Genomic DNA, 14,880 nt, shown 5'->3' with positions numbered 1-14,880 from the left:
ACGATAGGAGTTGTCATGTCCCACCCCTCGTTGATCGACGACGGCCCGTTGACCACCTTCCACAAACGCCTCACCCTGTTCTCGGCCGGCGGACCATTCCTGGACGGCTTCGCGCTCACGATCATCGGCATCGCACTGGTGAGCATGAAACCGCAATTGGGACTTGATTCTGTCGACGTCGGGCTGATCGGCGCCGCCGCACTGCTCGGCATCTTCTTCGGCGGACTCATCTTCGGCTACGTCACCGACCGGGTGGGCCGCAAAGTGATGTATGTCGCGGACCTGACCGTTCTTGTCGTCGTCTCGGTCATCTCCGCCTTCGCCACCGACGTGTGGCAACTCGTCGTCCTGCGTTTCTTGCTCGGAGTGGCGATCGGAGCGGACTACCCCATCGCCAGTTCGCTTCTGGCAGAGTTCATCCCGAGTCGCTACCGCGGACGTCTACTGGGCTCTCTCTTCGTGGTGTGGGCTGGTGGCGCCGCCGCGGCCGCCGCTGTCGGCTGGATACTGTCGTCCACCGGTCCTGATGCGTGGCGGTACATGCTGGCCAGTCCCGCGGTTTTCGGAGTCATCACGCTGCTGCTGCGAGCGGGCACTCCGGAGTCTCCGCGATGGCTGATCAGCAAGGGCCGAATTGCAGAGGCTCAACAGGTCTGCCAACAGGTATGGGGACCGGACGCCGACATCTCGCTCATCGAGAACGAGGTGGCTACGACCCAGTTCTCGGCGATCTTCAAGGGCATATACCTGCGCCGGGTGATCTTCGTCGGCGTCTTCTTCACCGCCCATGTCATACCGCTCTTCGCCGTCTATACGTTCGGACCCGACATCATCAGCGAAATCGGCATCAGCGGGCACAACGTATACGTTGTCGAACTGTTGATCAGCACACTGTTTCTCGTCGGCGGGATACCCGGGCTGCTCCTGGTAGACAGAATCGGGCGCAAGCCCTTGCTCATCTGGACGTTCGCAGCGATGAGTGCGACGTTCGTCTTGATGGCTGCCAACCCGACCGCGCCCGCGATGCTGTTGTTCGCAGGCCTCGCGGTGTACGCGATCGTTTCCGGCTCGTGCAACTTCATCGAGATCATCTATCCGAACGAACTGTTTCCGACGGCTGTGCGCGCCACCGCGACCGGAACCGTGGTTGCTATCAGCCGTATCGGCTCGGCCATCAGCACGTTTGTTCTGCCGTTAATACTCACGGGCACTGGGCTCGCCGGGGTGATGTGGCTGCTGGCGGCGGTGAACGTCGTGGGACTCATCGTCACGCTGCTGCTCGGTGAGGAAACTCGTGGCCGTGCACTGTCGGAGACCTCGGCGCCGGCGCAGGACGCCGCCACATCACAGGCGTTGCGACCATGACGACGGGTCCGTCCATCTGCCGACTCAGCGCACGAGATCGCTGCGAAGAGGCTCTCGTCAGCTCCCAGACCGCGGCAGGCCGGTCGACGATGATCACCGTCACCGAAGAGCGTGCGCGCCGGGACGCCACCGCCAGCGACGATCGCCGCCGCACCAGCGGGCTGCGCAGCCCGCTGGATGGCATCCCGATCGTGTGGAAGGACCTGTTCGACGTCGAGGGCACCGTCACCACATGCGGGTCGTCATCCCTGGGCAACCGACCGCCAGCGGTGGCCGACGGCACCCTGGTCCGCCGCGCGCACGAGCTGGGCCTGGTAACTGTCGGCAAAACCAATCTCAGTGAGTTCGCGTTCTCCGGACTGGGGATCAACCAGCATTTCGGCACGCCAGTCAACCCACTGGATCCCGCACGGGTACCAGGCGGGTCCTCCTCCGGCGCCGCGGTCGCCGTCGCCGTCGGCATAGCGCCATTGGCCGTTGGGACCGACACCTCGGGTTCGGTGCGTGTTCCGGCAGCGTTCTGTGGATGCGTCGGATTCCGGGCGAGTCATAACCGCTACGGACGCAACGATTTCCGGGCACTGTCTCCCACGCTAGACAGTGTGGGAGTGATCGCGCGAACAGTCGAGGACATTCGCGTGTTCGACCGTCTGATGGCGCGCGACGGCGACCCGGCACGGCCCGCGACGGTTCGCGCCGTGGTTCCGGTCGGTGAGTGGGTCGACGACTGCACCCCCGGTGTGCGGACCTCGTTCGCCGCAGCGGTCGAGCGACTGCGGGCCGACGGCGTGCCCATCGAGACAGCTGAGCTGCCGTCACTGGCGCACGCCCAGTTGCTCATCGACACGCACGGCACGATCGTCGGCGCCGATGCCTACGCCGCGTACGGCCATCTCCTGTCCGCACCGGCCGGTATCGAACCCGCCACCCTCCGACGACTCAGCCGCAATGCGGGCAGTCGGGCGGCGGCGGACTCACTGAGGGCGGCGATGCCCGCACTGCGCCGGCAGTTCTCCGCCGAACTCGCCGGCGCGGTGCTGCTCTGCCCGACGGTCCGCCACGAGCCGCCACAGATCGACGATCTGCTCGCCTCTGATGAGCTGTACGACGCGGCTAATGCCAGCACACTACGAACCACGATGATGCTGAGCTATCTGGGCGCCTGTGGCGTGACCCTGCCGCTGCGCGGTCCCAGCGGGCCGCTGCCGCACGGACTCTTGGTATCGGCGCCCGGCGGACGGGACAGCGCGCTGCTGGCCTGCGCATCACGGTTCACCGAGGCTGTCGGATAGCAGGGCCGTGCGGAAGCCGACGGTGCCGATCATCGAGAAGGAGCAGGCACCGCCCAGGCGCTGCCCTGCTCGCGATCGAGCACTGTCTCCCCCTTGTTCCTCAGACCGAAGATGTAGACAAGCAGGCTCACGCCGATCACCACCGTGACGTAGATGATGAACAGGGTGATGTGGTCGGGCTTTGATGCCTGGTAGAGCATCGGTGCGGTACCCCCGAATACGGAGTTCGCCAGCGCGTAGCCCAATCCCACTCCCAGAGCGCGGATTTCGGCCGGGAACAGCTCGGCCTTCACGATCGCGTTGACCGACGTGTAACCGGTGATGATGACGTAGCCGACGATCAGTAGCGCGAACGCCGTGATCGCTGAGGTGGTCTTGGGCAGGAAGGTGAGAAGGAAGTAGGTGTAGAGGACGCCACCGACGCCGAAGAAGATCAGCAGCGGCTTGCGGCCAACCCGGTCGCTGATCATGCCGCCAACGGGCTGAAGCAGCATCAGGACGATCAGGCCCAGCAGGTTGACCCATGTCGCAGTCATCGCCCGGTCGGATCCGAAGGTGGACTTGACAATTGCGGGCGCATTGACGCTGTAGGTGTAGAACGCAATCGTGCCACCCGCAGTGATGAGGAAGACGAGCAGCAGGGGGCGCCAGTGCACGGTGAACAATGACTTCAGGGATCCCGCGTCCTGGTCCTTGCCCTCGCGGATCGCCTCCAGGTGCGACTCGCTGAGCGACTCGTCCATCGAGCGGCGAATCCAGAGCACCACGAGGGCGGCGATGCCACCGATGAAGAAGCCTATCCGCCATCCCCAGGCTTTGAGGTCCTCGGTATCCAGGAACTGCAGCGCGATGAGGAGGGTGAACTGCGCGAGAACGTGACCGCCGATAAGGGTGACGTACTGGAAGGACGACAGGAAACCGCGCCGATTCGCGGTGGCCGCCTCCGACATATACGTCGCTGAGGTGCCGTACTCCCCGCCAGTGGCGAATCCCTGAACCAGCCGCGCGATCAGCAATATGACTGCCGCCCACCATCCGATGATCTCGCGGGTGGGCATGACTGCCACGACGAAGGAGCAGGTCGACATGATGGTGATGCTGAGCATCAGGGCGGCCTTGCGGCCGCGCCGGTCGGCGTAGCGGCCGAAGAACCAGGATCCGACCGGTCGCATGAGGAAGGTTACGGCGAAGATCGCCAAGATGTACACCGTTGCGTTCTCGTCGTTCTCATCGAAGAACTGCGCCTCGAAGTAGGAGGCGAACACCGTGTAGACGTAGACGTCATACCACTCGACGAGGTTTCCCGCGGACCCCTTGACGGTGTTGAGCACCGCCCGCCGGGTGCTCGTCGGAGCGCGAGTCGGGCCAGTCTGGGTGGACAGCTTGCTGGATGTCGGCGGACCATCACTCATTCGCCGAACGGTAGCTGATCGACTCCTGTGTTCGAGGCACTTAGAGCGTTCAGAGTGCCCGAATCGAACGGTCGCAGAGGACTTTCGGACTCATGATCAGTGATCATGAACTCGCCCGACGCAGGCGTACAGTCGCTCCCATGGAGTACCGCAGCCTCGGACGCACCGGAATCCAGGTCAGCCCGCTATGTCTGGGCGCAATGATGTTCGGGGGTTGGGGCGAACCCGATCACGAGATATCGATCGCTACGATCCACGCTGCCCTGGATGCTGGCATCAACTTCATCGACACCGCCGACGTCTACTCGCAGGGCGAATCGGAGATCATCGTCGGCAAGGCACTCGCCGGCGGCAGGCGTGACGATGTGGTTCTCGCCACGAAGGTCAACATCCAGATGGGTGTTCCCCTCGATGCGCCGGCAGGCACGGTGGGTGACCCGAACAAGCGCGGAAACTCGCGGCGCTGGATCATCCACGAGGTCGAGAACAGCCTGCGTCGACTGAACACCGACTGGATCGACCTCTACCAGATACATCGCCCTGACCCCGACACCGATATCGATGAGACGCTGGGGGCGCTCACTGATCTGCAGCGGCAGGGCAAGATCCGCGCCTTCGGCTCGTCGACGTTTCCCGCCCACCAGATGGTCCAGGCGCAATGGGTCAGCGAACGGCGAAATCTCGGCCGGTTCGTCACCGAACAGCCGCCCTATTCGCTGCTGGTACGCGGGATCGAGGCCGACGTCCTGCCGGTGGCGCAGGAGTACGGCATGGGGGTGCTGCCATGGAGTCCGCTGGCCGGCGGGTGGCTGTCCGGGGGTTACCGCAAGGACAAGGAGCTGCCCGAATCACGGCGCCGCAACCGAATTCCCGGCCGGTACGACATGTCCAGCCCCGAGAACAAGCTCAAACTGGACGCGGCCGATGCACTCGGTCAGCTCGCGGACGACGCCGGCATCTCGCTGATTCACCTCGCGCTCGCCTTCGTGATGCAGCATCCGGCGGTCACCGCGCCGATTATCGGTCCGCGCACCCTTGACCATCTGAAATCCCAGCTCGGCGCAGCCGACGTCACGCTGTCGGTGGACATCCTCGACAAGATCGACGAGATCGTGCCACCGGGTTCAACGATCTCTCGAGCCGATCAGGGCTATCAGGCCCCGTCGTTGACCGATCCGTTCTCGAGGCGCCGCCGGACCGCATAACTCGGCACGGTGAGTCGCTTCCTTACTCTCGAATGCCTTGTTGTGTAAAGGTTTTGGACGTCGACCCAGCGGGAGCGGTGTTCACCGAGCGGTGGGCGCCGTTCCCCGTACTGACATTGCAGTCACGGCCGACCCCAGAACACACCCACGCAGCTATTTAGCGTCCGTAACGACACTTCAGTCAACGCCCATCAGCACGTGACTGGAGGTCGGCCGCGCCTCGACTCGGGTTCACCGATACGATGAAGCCGTCGCATCGGTGACGGCGCTGTTACTGCGATCACAATTGCGCGAAATATGCCTTTTGCGTTCACTATTCGCGACCCAGTTCGGACCCGACGGACGACTCGATCGGCCCTGCGGGAATGAAGTTCGCCTCAATGGGGTTGGAGGACCACGTGCCTGAACTGATCTCGCGACCGCACCATCTGACTTTGACGCAACGTTGCCAGCTAATTCACAGCTTCGGGCGCCGCTGATGCGGCAAGGACCGCTGGCCGGGCGCTACCCGGCGGTGGCCGCCATGGTCACACTCGCACTGATTCCCTACCTGGCACTGTCCGCGGCTTTCGAGCCGCTGGTACCCATAATCTCCGAGCAACTGCACATGAGCGCCCAGGAGCTGAGCCTGAGTTCGGGTCTCGGCAATGCGGCTTACGCCGTGGGGACGGTGCTCGCGGTTCAGTTCGCCCAGCACCTGCCGCAGCGCAGAATGCTGCTGGTCTACGCCGTTGTGCTCGTCGTCGGGTCGGTGCTGGCAGCGGCGGCACCGAACGCGGGCGTGTTCGTCACCGGACACGTGCTGCAGGGCCTGGCGACCAGCATGTTGTTGATCGCCGCAGCGCCGTCACTGACCATCGGCTTTCCGAAGGACAAACTGCGCCACACGGCCGTGATCATGAACATGTGCGTGTTCGGGGCGGTCGCCCTCGGCCCGTTCGTCGGGGGCGCGCAGGCCGAGGCGCACGCATGGCGGCCCCTGTTCTGGATCGTCGCCGCGGTCGCACTGCTGGCCCTCGTCATGGCCCTGCTGACATTCGACGACGCGCCTCCGGCAGACCGCGACGCCCCGCGTGACCTGTGGGCGATCGGGCTCGCCGCGGTTGGCTGCGCTGCCGGCTTCATCGGCGCCGCGCAGCTCACCACCCACGGGTTCACCGACGCGGCAGTGACCGTGCCGCTGTTCGGCGGTCTGGCCTTGATCGTGGTGCTCGTCGTCTATCAGTTCAGGGCTCGGCGTCCCCTGCTGACCGTTCGCACGATGCTGACCAGTTCAATCCCGGTCGCCGGCGTCGGCGTCGCACTTTTCGCCGCAGCGGCATCGGTCGCCGCGACCGCGCTGACGGCCAACGTGTTGCTGCAGACCTACAGCCCTGTCCGGGTGGGACTGCTGTATCTGCCCGAACTCGGGGGCGCCATCGTGATGGCTTTCGTGTTCGGGTTCGTCATCAACAAACGTGCGATGCACTACCTGCCACTGGTCGGGATGGCGTTGCTCGCGGCCGGGATCCTGGTGTTCCGGATCGCCCTTCCCGCCAACCAGCCCCTCGTCCTGATCGCCGCGGCGCTGACCGGACTTGCGTTGGGCGCCACCGTGGCACCCGCGCTGTTCGTCGCCGGATTCTCGCTGCAGTCAGCGAGCCTGCAGCGCGTCTTCGCGATCATCGAACTCCTGCGGGCCGTGGCCGCGTTCATGGTGGCGCCGATACTCGCGCACTTCGCGGTGACAGCCGCGGCCGACCTGAACACCGGGACCGGTTACGCGCTGTGGATCGGTTTCGGGCTCGCGGTCGGCGGCGCCGTCTTCGGGGTGGCGATCTACGTGCTGAGCGGCGCGCGACCGCAGCGCCCCGACCTCGATGAGTTCCTGGACGGCGACTCCCCTGCCTGGTACTCACCACCACTGCTGGCCCGGCTCCGGCGCAATTCGCCCGTCGCCGAAACTGCTGCCGAGCACACCCCGCGACCCGTGCTAGCCACTGCGCACGCGACCGCGGACTCAACCCGACCGGTGCTCTTCGCCTACGACGGTTCCGAACTCGCGGCGTTCGCGATAACGCAGGCCGCCGCCCAGCTGGCGCAGCAGCGAGACGCACTGGTCGTGTGCGTCTGGCAGCCCGTCGACGTCGGATTCACTCCGACCGATGGGAGACACTTCGACGCCGACCGCGCCAGCGAGGTACGGCGCGCCGCCGAGCAGACCGCTGCCCACGGAGCGTCGCTGGCCGCTGAGGCCGGATTTGCGACGTGCAGCAAGGCGGTTGAGGCGGCGCCGACCTGGAAGGGCATCGTCGAGACCGCCGACGAACACAACGCCAGCCTGATCGTGCTGGGGCCGCACCGCCGCAGCGGGCTCCTGGGACACCTGCAGGGCAGCGTCGCCGCAGCTGTCATCGCACACACCAACACTCCGGTGCTCGTCATTCCCGAGCGCCCCGATATCGCAGATGGCCAGCTCCCGGAGGTTATCTACGCCGGCGCCCGGTCGAATTCATAGATCGCCGATGCGTACGGTCATCGCACCCGTTTGCGCTCGGCCCACATACCCGCTTACCTGGTTGGATGCCTGACATGAATCGTCGCAACGCGATGTCACTGGCCGGTCTCGCCGCGCTGACCGCCGCAGTACCGCTGCCGACCGCGGGAGCCGCGCCGCCCAGTGGCACCACCTACCTCTTCCGCGACGAGTTCGATGGCAAGGCCGGTTCGGCCCCCGACGCCTCGAAATGGGAGGTGGCGCTGGCCCGAGAGGATATGGAGGACCCGACCTACTGGGAGCTGCCCGGCAATGTCGGGCAGTACCGCGACGATCGGCGGAACGTCTTCCTCGACGGCAATTCGAACCTCGTCTTCCGCGCCGCAAAGGACGGCGACACGTATTACAGCGGCAAGCTCTTCGGCCGCTACAGGGGCCCCATCGGCACCACCTGGGAAGCCAGAATCAAGCTGAACTGCCTCACCCCCGGGGCCTGGCCCGCCTGGTATCTGGCCAACAACGACCCCGTCAACGGCGGCGAAGTCGACATCATGGAGTGGTACGGCAACGGCAGCTGGGCGCCCGGCACCACCGTCCACGCGAAACTGAACGGTGGCGAACACGAGAGCCACACGATGGCGGTGGACAGCGGGTGGCACACGTGGCGTGCCCAGTGGGATACCGCCGGTATCCGCTTCTGGAAGGACTACGTCGATGGCGCGCAGCCGTACTTCGACGTACCAGCCAGCGCTCTGCCGGATTGGCCGTTCAACGCCCCCGGTTACACGCTCTTTCCGATACTGAATCTCGCGGTGGCCGGTTCCGGTGGTGGCGATCCCAGGGGCGGTACCTATCCCGCGGAAATGCTGGTCGACTGGGTTCGCGTCTGGTGAGACCCCTTCTCGGACAAGACTTTCGACGCATCGCCTCCGGCTGACTACGATAGCCCCATGGCCGACGACCTGGTGATCTCCGACGTTCCGTTCACCCACGATCCCTGGGTCGCCGCCCGGGAGCGCTATGCCACCATGCCGTACCGACGGGTGGGCTCGTCCGGGCTTCTCCTGCCAGCCATCTCCCTCGGACTCTGGTACAACTTCGGCGACAACCGGCCCTTCGACGTGCAACGGCAGGTACTGCGGCACGCCTTCGATCGCGGTATCACCCACTTCGACCTGGCCAACAACTACGGACCGCCATACGGTTCGGCCGAGGAGAACTTCGGCCGGATGCTGCGTGGCGACTTCAAGCCCTATCGCAATGAACTCATCATCTCGAGCAAGGCGGGATGGGACATGTGGCCGGGGCCCTACGGTCAGCTCGGCGGCCGCGCCTATCTGCTCGCCAGCCTCGACGAGTCACTGCAGCGGCTCGGGCTCGACTACGTCGACATCTTCTACTCGCACCGCATCGACCCGACGACCCCGCTCGACGAGACGATCGGGGCGCTGGACACCGCCGTCCGCGCTGGAAAGACACGCTACGTCGGCATCTCCTCGTACTCGCCCACCAAGACCGCGGAGGCGGCGGCCATCGCCCGGCGGCTGGGCACTCCCCTGGTGATTCACCAGCCGTCGTACTCGCTGCTCAACCGGTGGATCGAGGGCGGTCTCACCACCGAACTCGCCAAGGCTGGGATGGGAGCGATCGCATTCACCGCGCTTGGCCAAGGCCTGCTGACGGACCGCTACCTGCAGCAGCCCGCGGCCGACGTCGAACGCGCGACGACACGTCCGACCTTCGACGACGACGTGGTGACCGAAGAGGTCCGCGACCGCCTTCGCGGCCTTGCCGCGATTGCCGAGCGCCGTGGTCAGTCGCTCGCACAGCTCGCACTGGCCTGGGTGCTGCGCGACCCCACGGTGGCCTCCACACTCGTCGGCGCGTCCAGCGTCGCTCAGCTCGACGAGAACCTTGGCGCCCTGGCCCACCTCGACTTCACCCCGGATGAACTCCGCGAAATCGACCGATACGCATCGGATTCCGGCATCGATCTGTGGCGCGAGAGCTCCGACGTGTAACTGCTAGGCGGTCTCCTCGAGACGGAACCCAACCTTGAGCGTCACCTGAAAGTGCCCGACCGAGCCGTTCTCGACGTGCCCGCGGGTGGAGACCACCTCGAACCACTCGATACTGCGCAGGGTCTGCGACGCGCGGGAGATCGCGTTGGTGATCGCTGCGTCGACGCCATCTGGTGAGCTGCCGACGATCTCGACCACGCGATAGATGTGCTCGCTCATGGGGACGCCTCTCTGTCGGGACGGCTGAGATCTTGCCGCGATCTCAGCCTCTCACCGGGCGCTCGGCCCCACACCGGATAGACGCACGAGGGTCGGATTGAAATCGTCCGGAATGTAACCCGTGCCCTTGGGGGGCGAAGCCCCGAAGATGTGGCCAGTGAGCCGCACCATCCGCATAAACGCCTTCGACATGAACTGCGTCGCCCACCAGTCCCCTGGCCTGTGGCGACACCCGCAGGATCGGTCCGCTGAGTACAAGGACCTGTCCTACTGGGCCGATCTCGCGAAGCTCCTCGAACGGGGCAGATTCGATGCGCTGTTCATCGCCGACGTGCTGGGCACCTACGACATCTACGGTGCCAGCGACGAGGCCGCCATCCGGCAGGCCGCGCAGATTCCGGTCAACGATCCGGTTCTGCTGGTATCGGCGATGGCCCTGGTGACTGAGCATCTGGGCTTCGGCATCACCACCGGAACCGGGTTCGAACATCCCTATCCGTTCGCGCGGCGGGTCTCCACACTCGACCACCTGACGAAGGGGCGTGTCGGCTGGAACGTGGTCACCGGCTACCTGCCCGCCGCGGCGCGCAATATGGGTCAGTCCGATCAACCCGGCCACGACGCCCGCTACGACCACGCCGACGAATACCTCGAGGTGCTCTACAAGCTCTGGGAGGGTTCCTGGGAGGACGGTGCGGTGATCCGGGATCGCGAACGCGGCGTGTTCACCGACCCGGACAAGGTCCATCACATCGGCCACGAGGGACGGCATTTCAGCGTTCCGGGCATCCATCTGTCCGAACCGTCACCCCAGCGCACCCCGGTGATCTTCCAGGCCGGGGCGTCACCGCGCGGTGTGCGGTTCGCCGCCGAGAACGCCGAGGCCATCTTCACCGCCGCGCCAACGAAGGCCATCCTCCGCGAGACCGTCGGCACCATTCGGCGTGAGCTCGAGATCGCCGGCCGAGATCCCTACGCGGCCAAGATCTTCAACCTGACGACGGTCATCACCGCCGAAACCGACGAAGAGGCGCACGCCAAGCACGCCGAGTACCTGTCGTGGGGGGATCCCGAGGGTGCGCTGGTGTTCATGTCCGGTTGGATGGGCGTCGATCTGGCGCGCTACGGCCTCGACGAGTCGATCGGCAACGTCGACTCCAACGCCATCCTGTCGGCGGTCAAGGCGTTCCAGTCCGCGGACCCCGACGGTGGCGAATGGGCTGTCGAGGACATCGCCACGTGGGGCAAGATCGGCGGGATCGGACCGCTGATCGTCGGCTCGGGTCATCGTGTCGCTGACGTGCTGCAGGAGTGGGTTGAGGAGACCGACGTCGATGGCTTCAATCTGGCCTACGCCATTACGCCGGGTTCGTTCGTCGACTTCATCGACCATGTCGTACCAGTACTGACGGAGCGAGGCGCATATCAACCGGAGTACACGCCAGGTACGTTGCGCAACAAGCTCTTCGGCCGAGGTGATCGACTACCCGGCGAGCACCGCGGCGCCGGCTACCGTGTCGGGGGCCCCGCCTCCACGATCATCGAGCGCCCGTCCACCGTCCCCTCCTCCTCATCGTCGCTGGCTTCCCAGCCGGCGAGCGGCCGATAGGTGCCTGCCATGTCTGTGAAGCTGCATTGGTTCCTTCCCACCTACGGCGACAGCCGACTGATCGTCGGTGGTGGCCACGGCACACCCGCGGGAGTCGCGCACAGCGACCGCGACGCCTCGGTCGACTACCTGGCCTCCATCGTGCGGGCGGCCGAGACGTTCGGTTTCACCGGTGCGCTCATCCCGACCGGTGCGTGGTGTGAGGACGCTTTCGTCACCGCCGCCCTGCTTGCGCGCGAGACCCAGTCGCTGGCATTCCTGGTGGCCTTCCGGCCCGGCCTGGTGAGCCCCACGTTGTCCGCACAGATGGCCGCCACGTTCGCCCGTCATGCCCCCGGCCGCATCCTGCTCAATGTCGTCGTCGGCGGCGAGGCGCACGAGCAGCGGGCGTTCGGCGATCACCTCGACAAGGACGCGCGCTACGAGCGAGCCGACGAGTTCCTCGACGTGGTCCGGCGGTTGTGGGCCGGTGAGACGGTCACGGCGAACGGAAAGCACATCCAGGTCGAGGAGGCATCGCTGGCCACCCCGCCGAACCCCTTGCCGCCGTTGTACTTCGGCGGCAGCTCGGCTGCCGCCGGCCCCGTCGCGGCGCGCCATGCCGACGTCTACCTGACGTGGGGCGAACCACCGGCGGCGGTGCGGGAGAAGATCGAGTGGATCCGCAGGGAGGCCGACGCGCAGGGCCGCAGCATCCGTTTCGGCATCCGCCTTCACACCATCTCGCGCGACACCGCGGATGAGGCCTGGGCGCAGGCAGACAAACTCATCGCAGCGCTCGACGAGGAGACCGTCCGCAACGCGCAGGCGGGGCTGAGCCGCAGCCAGTCCGAGGGGCAGCGCCGGATGCTCGCACTGCACGAGGCCAACCGCGCCGACGGTTCGTGGCACGACGCCCGCAGCCTCGAGATCGCGCCCAACCTGTGGTCGGGCGTCGGGCTGGTCCGCGGCGGCGCGGGCACCGCGCTGGTCGGCAGCCACACCGATGTCGCCGACAGGATCGCCGAGTACGCCGAGATCGGGATCGACGAGTTCATCTTCTCGGGCTACCCACACCTGGAGGAGCTGTTCTGGTTCGGCGAGGGCGTGGTGCCGATTCTGCGTCAGCGCGGTCTCTTCGACGGTGGTCGCGTCGATGCGACACCGGCTTCGATCCCGTTCGTCGGCGCTAGCCCGATTGTGAGTGCGGGGAGGTGAGTACGCCCGCCGTCGCGGACCGGGTGTCGTCGGCTGGTGACGCCACTTTCGTCGCCGAGCGCCTGGCGATCGACTTCGCCCAGCAGGCGTGCGCCCGCGACGCCGGGCGCACGCTGCCACACGATCAGGTGCAGGCGCTGAAGTCCTCTGGGCTGCTGGCACTGTCGATACCCGCCGAACACGGTGGTATCGAGGCACCCGCGACGACCGTGGCCGAGGTGTTTCGTCTGTTGGCCCACGCCGATCCGTCGCTCGCTCAGATTCCGCATTCGCACTACACCTTTCTGGAGGCACTGCGACTGCAGGGCACGCATGCGCAGCGGGAGTTCTTCTTTCATCTGGTGCGTGACGGGGCGCTGTTCGCCAACGCCCAGACCGAGCGTGGTCCGCACGCCGTCAACGTCGACGTCACGACACTCACCGGCACCGGCGGCGGCTACGCGCTGACCGGCCGCAAGTTCTATTGCACCGGAGCGCTCTTCGCCGACTGGTTGATAGTCCGTGCGTCGTTGGCCGACGGCTCCGAGGATGTGCCCACGTGCACCACACCGAAGGCCATCGCCTTCGTTCCCCGCGATGCGCCGGGCCTCGAGATCGTCGACGACTGGGACGGTATGGGGCAGCGGACCACCGCCTCGGGCACTGTCGTGCTCGAGGACGTCCAGGTCCCTGCTGATCATGTCGTGCCGTTCTCCCCCATCTTCGATCAGCCAACCGTGTACGGAGCGCACGCTCAATTACTGCACGCTGCAATCGATGTCGGCATCGCGACGGGAGCTCTGGCCGAGGGTGTTCGGCAGGCTGCCAAGGCCCGGCCCCACTTCGAGGCGCACGTCGACTCCGCGGTCAACGACCCGACCTTGATTCAGGTCGCGGGGGAACTGACGGTGACTGTACGTGGCGCGCAAGCACTTCTAGTTCAAGCGGCCCGCCAGCTCGACGCGGCGCGGGCGGACCTCACCGAGGACTCGGCCGCCGAGACGTCAGTCGCGGTTGCGGTGGCCAAGGTCGCTGCCGCGCGCGCCGCGCTGGACGCCTCGAGCCTGCTGTTCGAGCTCGGCGGCACCCGTAGCGCGACGGCTGGTGACAACCTGTCCCGCTACTGGCGGGACGCGCGGACCCACACGCTGCACGACGCGACCCGCTGGAAGCTGCAGCACATCGGTCGCCATACGTTGTCCGGTACGCGGCCACCACGCCACGGTCAGGTGTAGCGCGACTTCCCGCTAGCTGCAATAACCGACTGCGTCGGGACTCAAACCGCAGTCAACTGCGTTCTCATCGGCAGGACCTAACCAGTGCAGTCGAAGGAGCCCCACAATGACCACCGAGAATGTCACCGCTCTAGTAACCGGAGCCAACCGCGGCCTGGGTCGGAAGTTCGCCGCCGACCTGCTCGAGCGCGGCGCCAAGGTGTACGCGGGTGCGCGCCGACCCGAGACGATCGACCTCCCGGGCGTCGTACCCATCCAGCTGGACATCACCGATCCCGAGTCGGTGCGCCGCGCCGCCGAACAGGCCAGCGACGTCAACGTCGTGGTGAACAATGCCGGCGTCTCGACACGGGCCACGCTGCTCGACGGATCGCTGGACGACATCCGTCTCGAGATGGAGACCCACTACTTCGGCACGCTCAACGTCATTCGGGCCTTCGCACCGGTCATTGAACGCAACGGTGGTGGATCACTTCTCAACGTGCTGTCGGTCCTGTCCTGGCTGCACCCAGCTTCCAGCGGCGCCTACTCGGCCGCGAAGGCCGCCGGGTGGGCGCTAACAGATGCAACGCGTGAGGAGTTGGCGCCCAGGGGAATCCACGTCGCCGCTTTGCACGTCGGCTACATGGACACCGATATGGTCAGCTACATTCCGGCGGACCAGAAGATCGACCCCGCTGTGGTCGCCAAGCAGGCGCTCGACGGATTGTTCGCCGGTCAACCTGAGATCCTCGCTGACGACCTGTCGCGAAACGTCAAGGCGCAGTTGTCCGCATCACCTCGGTGACACCTCGGGTATCAGCCCACACAGGTAACCCACAGAGTACGACGAAATAGTTGACGCCAGAACTTGGTTGGTGGTTACGGGCC

General features: G+C 65.9%; 12 protein-coding genes. 10 read left to right on the top strand and 2 right to left on the bottom strand.

Translation table 11 applies throughout. The annotated features are described in order from the left end of the window. Nucleotides 1-15: 15 nt before the first annotated feature. Both ACZY0X_RS08230 and ACZY0X_RS08225 read left to right on the top strand, forming a co-directional pair. Nucleotides 16-1,365 carry an MFS transporter gene (locus ACZY0X_RS08230; RefSeq protein WP_463769294.1) on the top strand — a complete coding sequence of 450 codons (1,350 nt, stop codon included), beginning with the start codon at nucleotides 16-18 and terminating at the stop codon, nucleotides 1,363-1,365. Next, entirely contained in the window at nucleotides 1,362-2,657 is a 1,296-nt protein-coding gene (locus ACZY0X_RS08225) for an amidase family protein (RefSeq protein ID WP_463769292.1), read from the top strand. Before ACZY0X_RS08230 ends, ACZY0X_RS08225 begins: the two co-directional genes overlap by 4 nt. Nucleotides 2,658-2,686: 29 nt before the next feature. Here the strand turns inward: ACZY0X_RS08225 and ACZY0X_RS08220 are convergent, their stop codons facing one another. Beyond that, a complete protein-coding gene (locus ACZY0X_RS08220) occupies nucleotides 2,687-4,069 on the bottom strand; it encodes an MFS transporter (RefSeq protein ID WP_463769290.1) in 1,383 nt (460 codons plus the stop codon). A 140-nt stretch (nucleotides 4,070-4,209) separates the two neighbouring features. On the opposite strand from ACZY0X_RS08220, the gene ACZY0X_RS08215 reads away from it, so the two are divergent. The 4 genes from ACZY0X_RS08215 (at nucleotide 4,210) to ACZY0X_RS08200 (ending at nucleotide 9,771) form a co-directional block, all read left to right on the top strand. Continuing rightward, complete coding sequence (locus ACZY0X_RS08215) at nucleotides 4,210-5,274, top strand: aldo/keto reductase (RefSeq protein WP_463769288.1); 1,065 nt, start codon at nucleotides 4,210-4,212, stop codon at nucleotides 5,272-5,274. A gap of 478 nt (nucleotides 5,275-5,752) precedes the next feature. Continuing rightward, nucleotides 5,753-7,771: an MFS transporter gene (locus tag ACZY0X_RS08210; protein WP_463769286.1), complete on the top strand. Its 2,019-nt coding sequence runs from the start codon at nucleotides 5,753-5,755 to the stop codon at nucleotides 7,769-7,771. Nucleotides 7,772-7,836: 65 nt separating this feature from the next. Next, the gene (locus ACZY0X_RS08205; protein ID WP_463769284.1) at nucleotides 7,837-8,643 is read left to right on the top strand and encodes a glycoside hydrolase family 16 protein; all 807 of its coding nucleotides are present in this window, start codon (nucleotides 7,837-7,839) and stop codon (nucleotides 8,641-8,643) included. Nucleotides 8,644-8,700: 57 nt separating this feature from the next. Further along, on the top strand, nucleotides 8,701-9,771 hold the full coding sequence (locus tag ACZY0X_RS08200; RefSeq protein ID WP_463769282.1) for an aldo/keto reductase: 1,071 nt from the start codon (nucleotides 8,701-8,703) through the stop codon (nucleotides 9,769-9,771). A gap of 3 nt (nucleotides 9,772-9,774) precedes the next feature. Here the strand turns inward: ACZY0X_RS08200 and ACZY0X_RS08195 are convergent, their stop codons facing one another. Continuing rightward, nucleotides 9,775-9,990, bottom strand: coding sequence for a dodecin (locus ACZY0X_RS08195; protein WP_241403292.1), 216 nt, complete (start codon nucleotides 9,988-9,990; stop codon nucleotides 9,775-9,777). 157 nt (nucleotides 9,991-10,147) lie between these two features. On the opposite strand from ACZY0X_RS08195, the gene ACZY0X_RS08190 reads away from it, so the two are divergent. The 4 genes from ACZY0X_RS08190 to ACZY0X_RS08175 all read left to right on the top strand — a co-directional run bounded on the left by ACZY0X_RS08190 (nucleotide 10,148) and on the right by ACZY0X_RS08175 (nucleotide 14,797). After that, complete coding sequence (locus tag ACZY0X_RS08190) at nucleotides 10,148-11,599, top strand: LLM class flavin-dependent oxidoreductase (RefSeq protein ID WP_463769280.1); 1,452 nt, start codon at nucleotides 10,148-10,150, stop codon at nucleotides 11,597-11,599. A 9-nt stretch (nucleotides 11,600-11,608) separates the two neighbouring features. Further along, nucleotides 11,609-12,796, top strand: coding sequence for an LLM class flavin-dependent oxidoreductase (locus ACZY0X_RS08185; RefSeq protein ID WP_463769278.1), 1,188 nt, complete (start codon nucleotides 11,609-11,611; stop codon nucleotides 12,794-12,796). Then, nucleotides 12,793-14,010 carry an SfnB family sulfur acquisition oxidoreductase gene (locus ACZY0X_RS08180; RefSeq protein ID WP_463769276.1) on the top strand — a complete coding sequence of 406 codons (1,218 nt, stop codon included), beginning with the start codon at nucleotides 12,793-12,795 and terminating at the stop codon, nucleotides 14,008-14,010. The genes ACZY0X_RS08185 and ACZY0X_RS08180 overlap by 4 nt, the downstream gene beginning before the upstream one ends. A gap of 106 nt (nucleotides 14,011-14,116) precedes the next feature. Next, nucleotides 14,117-14,797 carry an SDR family oxidoreductase gene (locus ACZY0X_RS08175; protein WP_463769274.1) on the top strand — a complete coding sequence of 227 codons (681 nt, stop codon included), beginning with the start codon at nucleotides 14,117-14,119 and terminating at the stop codon, nucleotides 14,795-14,797. Nucleotides 14,798-14,880 lie beyond the last annotated feature (83 nt).

Source organism: Mycobacterium sp. IDUB_39, assembly GCF_055419205.1.
Note: the sequence above shows the minus strand (reverse complement) of the source record. Positions and strands in the feature narration are given on the sequence as shown.

Bases quoted from the DNA above. Each gene is read 5' to 3' on its own strand.
- ACZY0X_RS08225 (WP_463769292.1), top strand. From the start codon at position 1,362: ATGACGACGGGTCCGTCCATCTGCCGACTCAGCGCACGAGATCGCTGC.
- ACZY0X_RS08195 (WP_241403292.1), bottom strand. From the start codon at position 9,990: ATGAGCGAGCACATCTATCGCGTGGTCGAGATCGTCGGCAGCTCACCA.
- ACZY0X_RS08210 (WP_463769286.1), top strand. From the start codon at position 5,753: ATGCGGCAAGGACCGCTGGCCGGGCGCTACCCGGCGGTGGCCGCCATG.
- ACZY0X_RS08220 (WP_463769290.1), bottom strand. From the start codon at position 4,069: ATGAGTGATGGTCCGCCGACATCCAGCAAGCTGTCCACCCAGACTGGC.
- ACZY0X_RS08185 (WP_463769278.1), top strand. From the start codon at position 11,609: ATGTCTGTGAAGCTGCATTGGTTCCTTCCCACCTACGGCGACAGCCGA.
- ACZY0X_RS08230 (WP_463769294.1), top strand. From the start codon at position 16: ATGTCCCACCCCTCGTTGATCGACGACGGCCCGTTGACCACCTTCCAC.
- ACZY0X_RS08175 (WP_463769274.1), top strand. From the start codon at position 14,117: ATGACCACCGAGAATGTCACCGCTCTAGTAACCGGAGCCAACCGCGGC.
- ACZY0X_RS08215 (WP_463769288.1), top strand. From the start codon at position 4,210: ATGGAGTACCGCAGCCTCGGACGCACCGGAATCCAGGTCAGCCCGCTA.
- ACZY0X_RS08205 (WP_463769284.1), top strand. From the start codon at position 7,837: ATGCCTGACATGAATCGTCGCAACGCGATGTCACTGGCCGGTCTCGCC.
- ACZY0X_RS08200 (WP_463769282.1), top strand. From the start codon at position 8,701: ATGGCCGACGACCTGGTGATCTCCGACGTTCCGTTCACCCACGATCCC.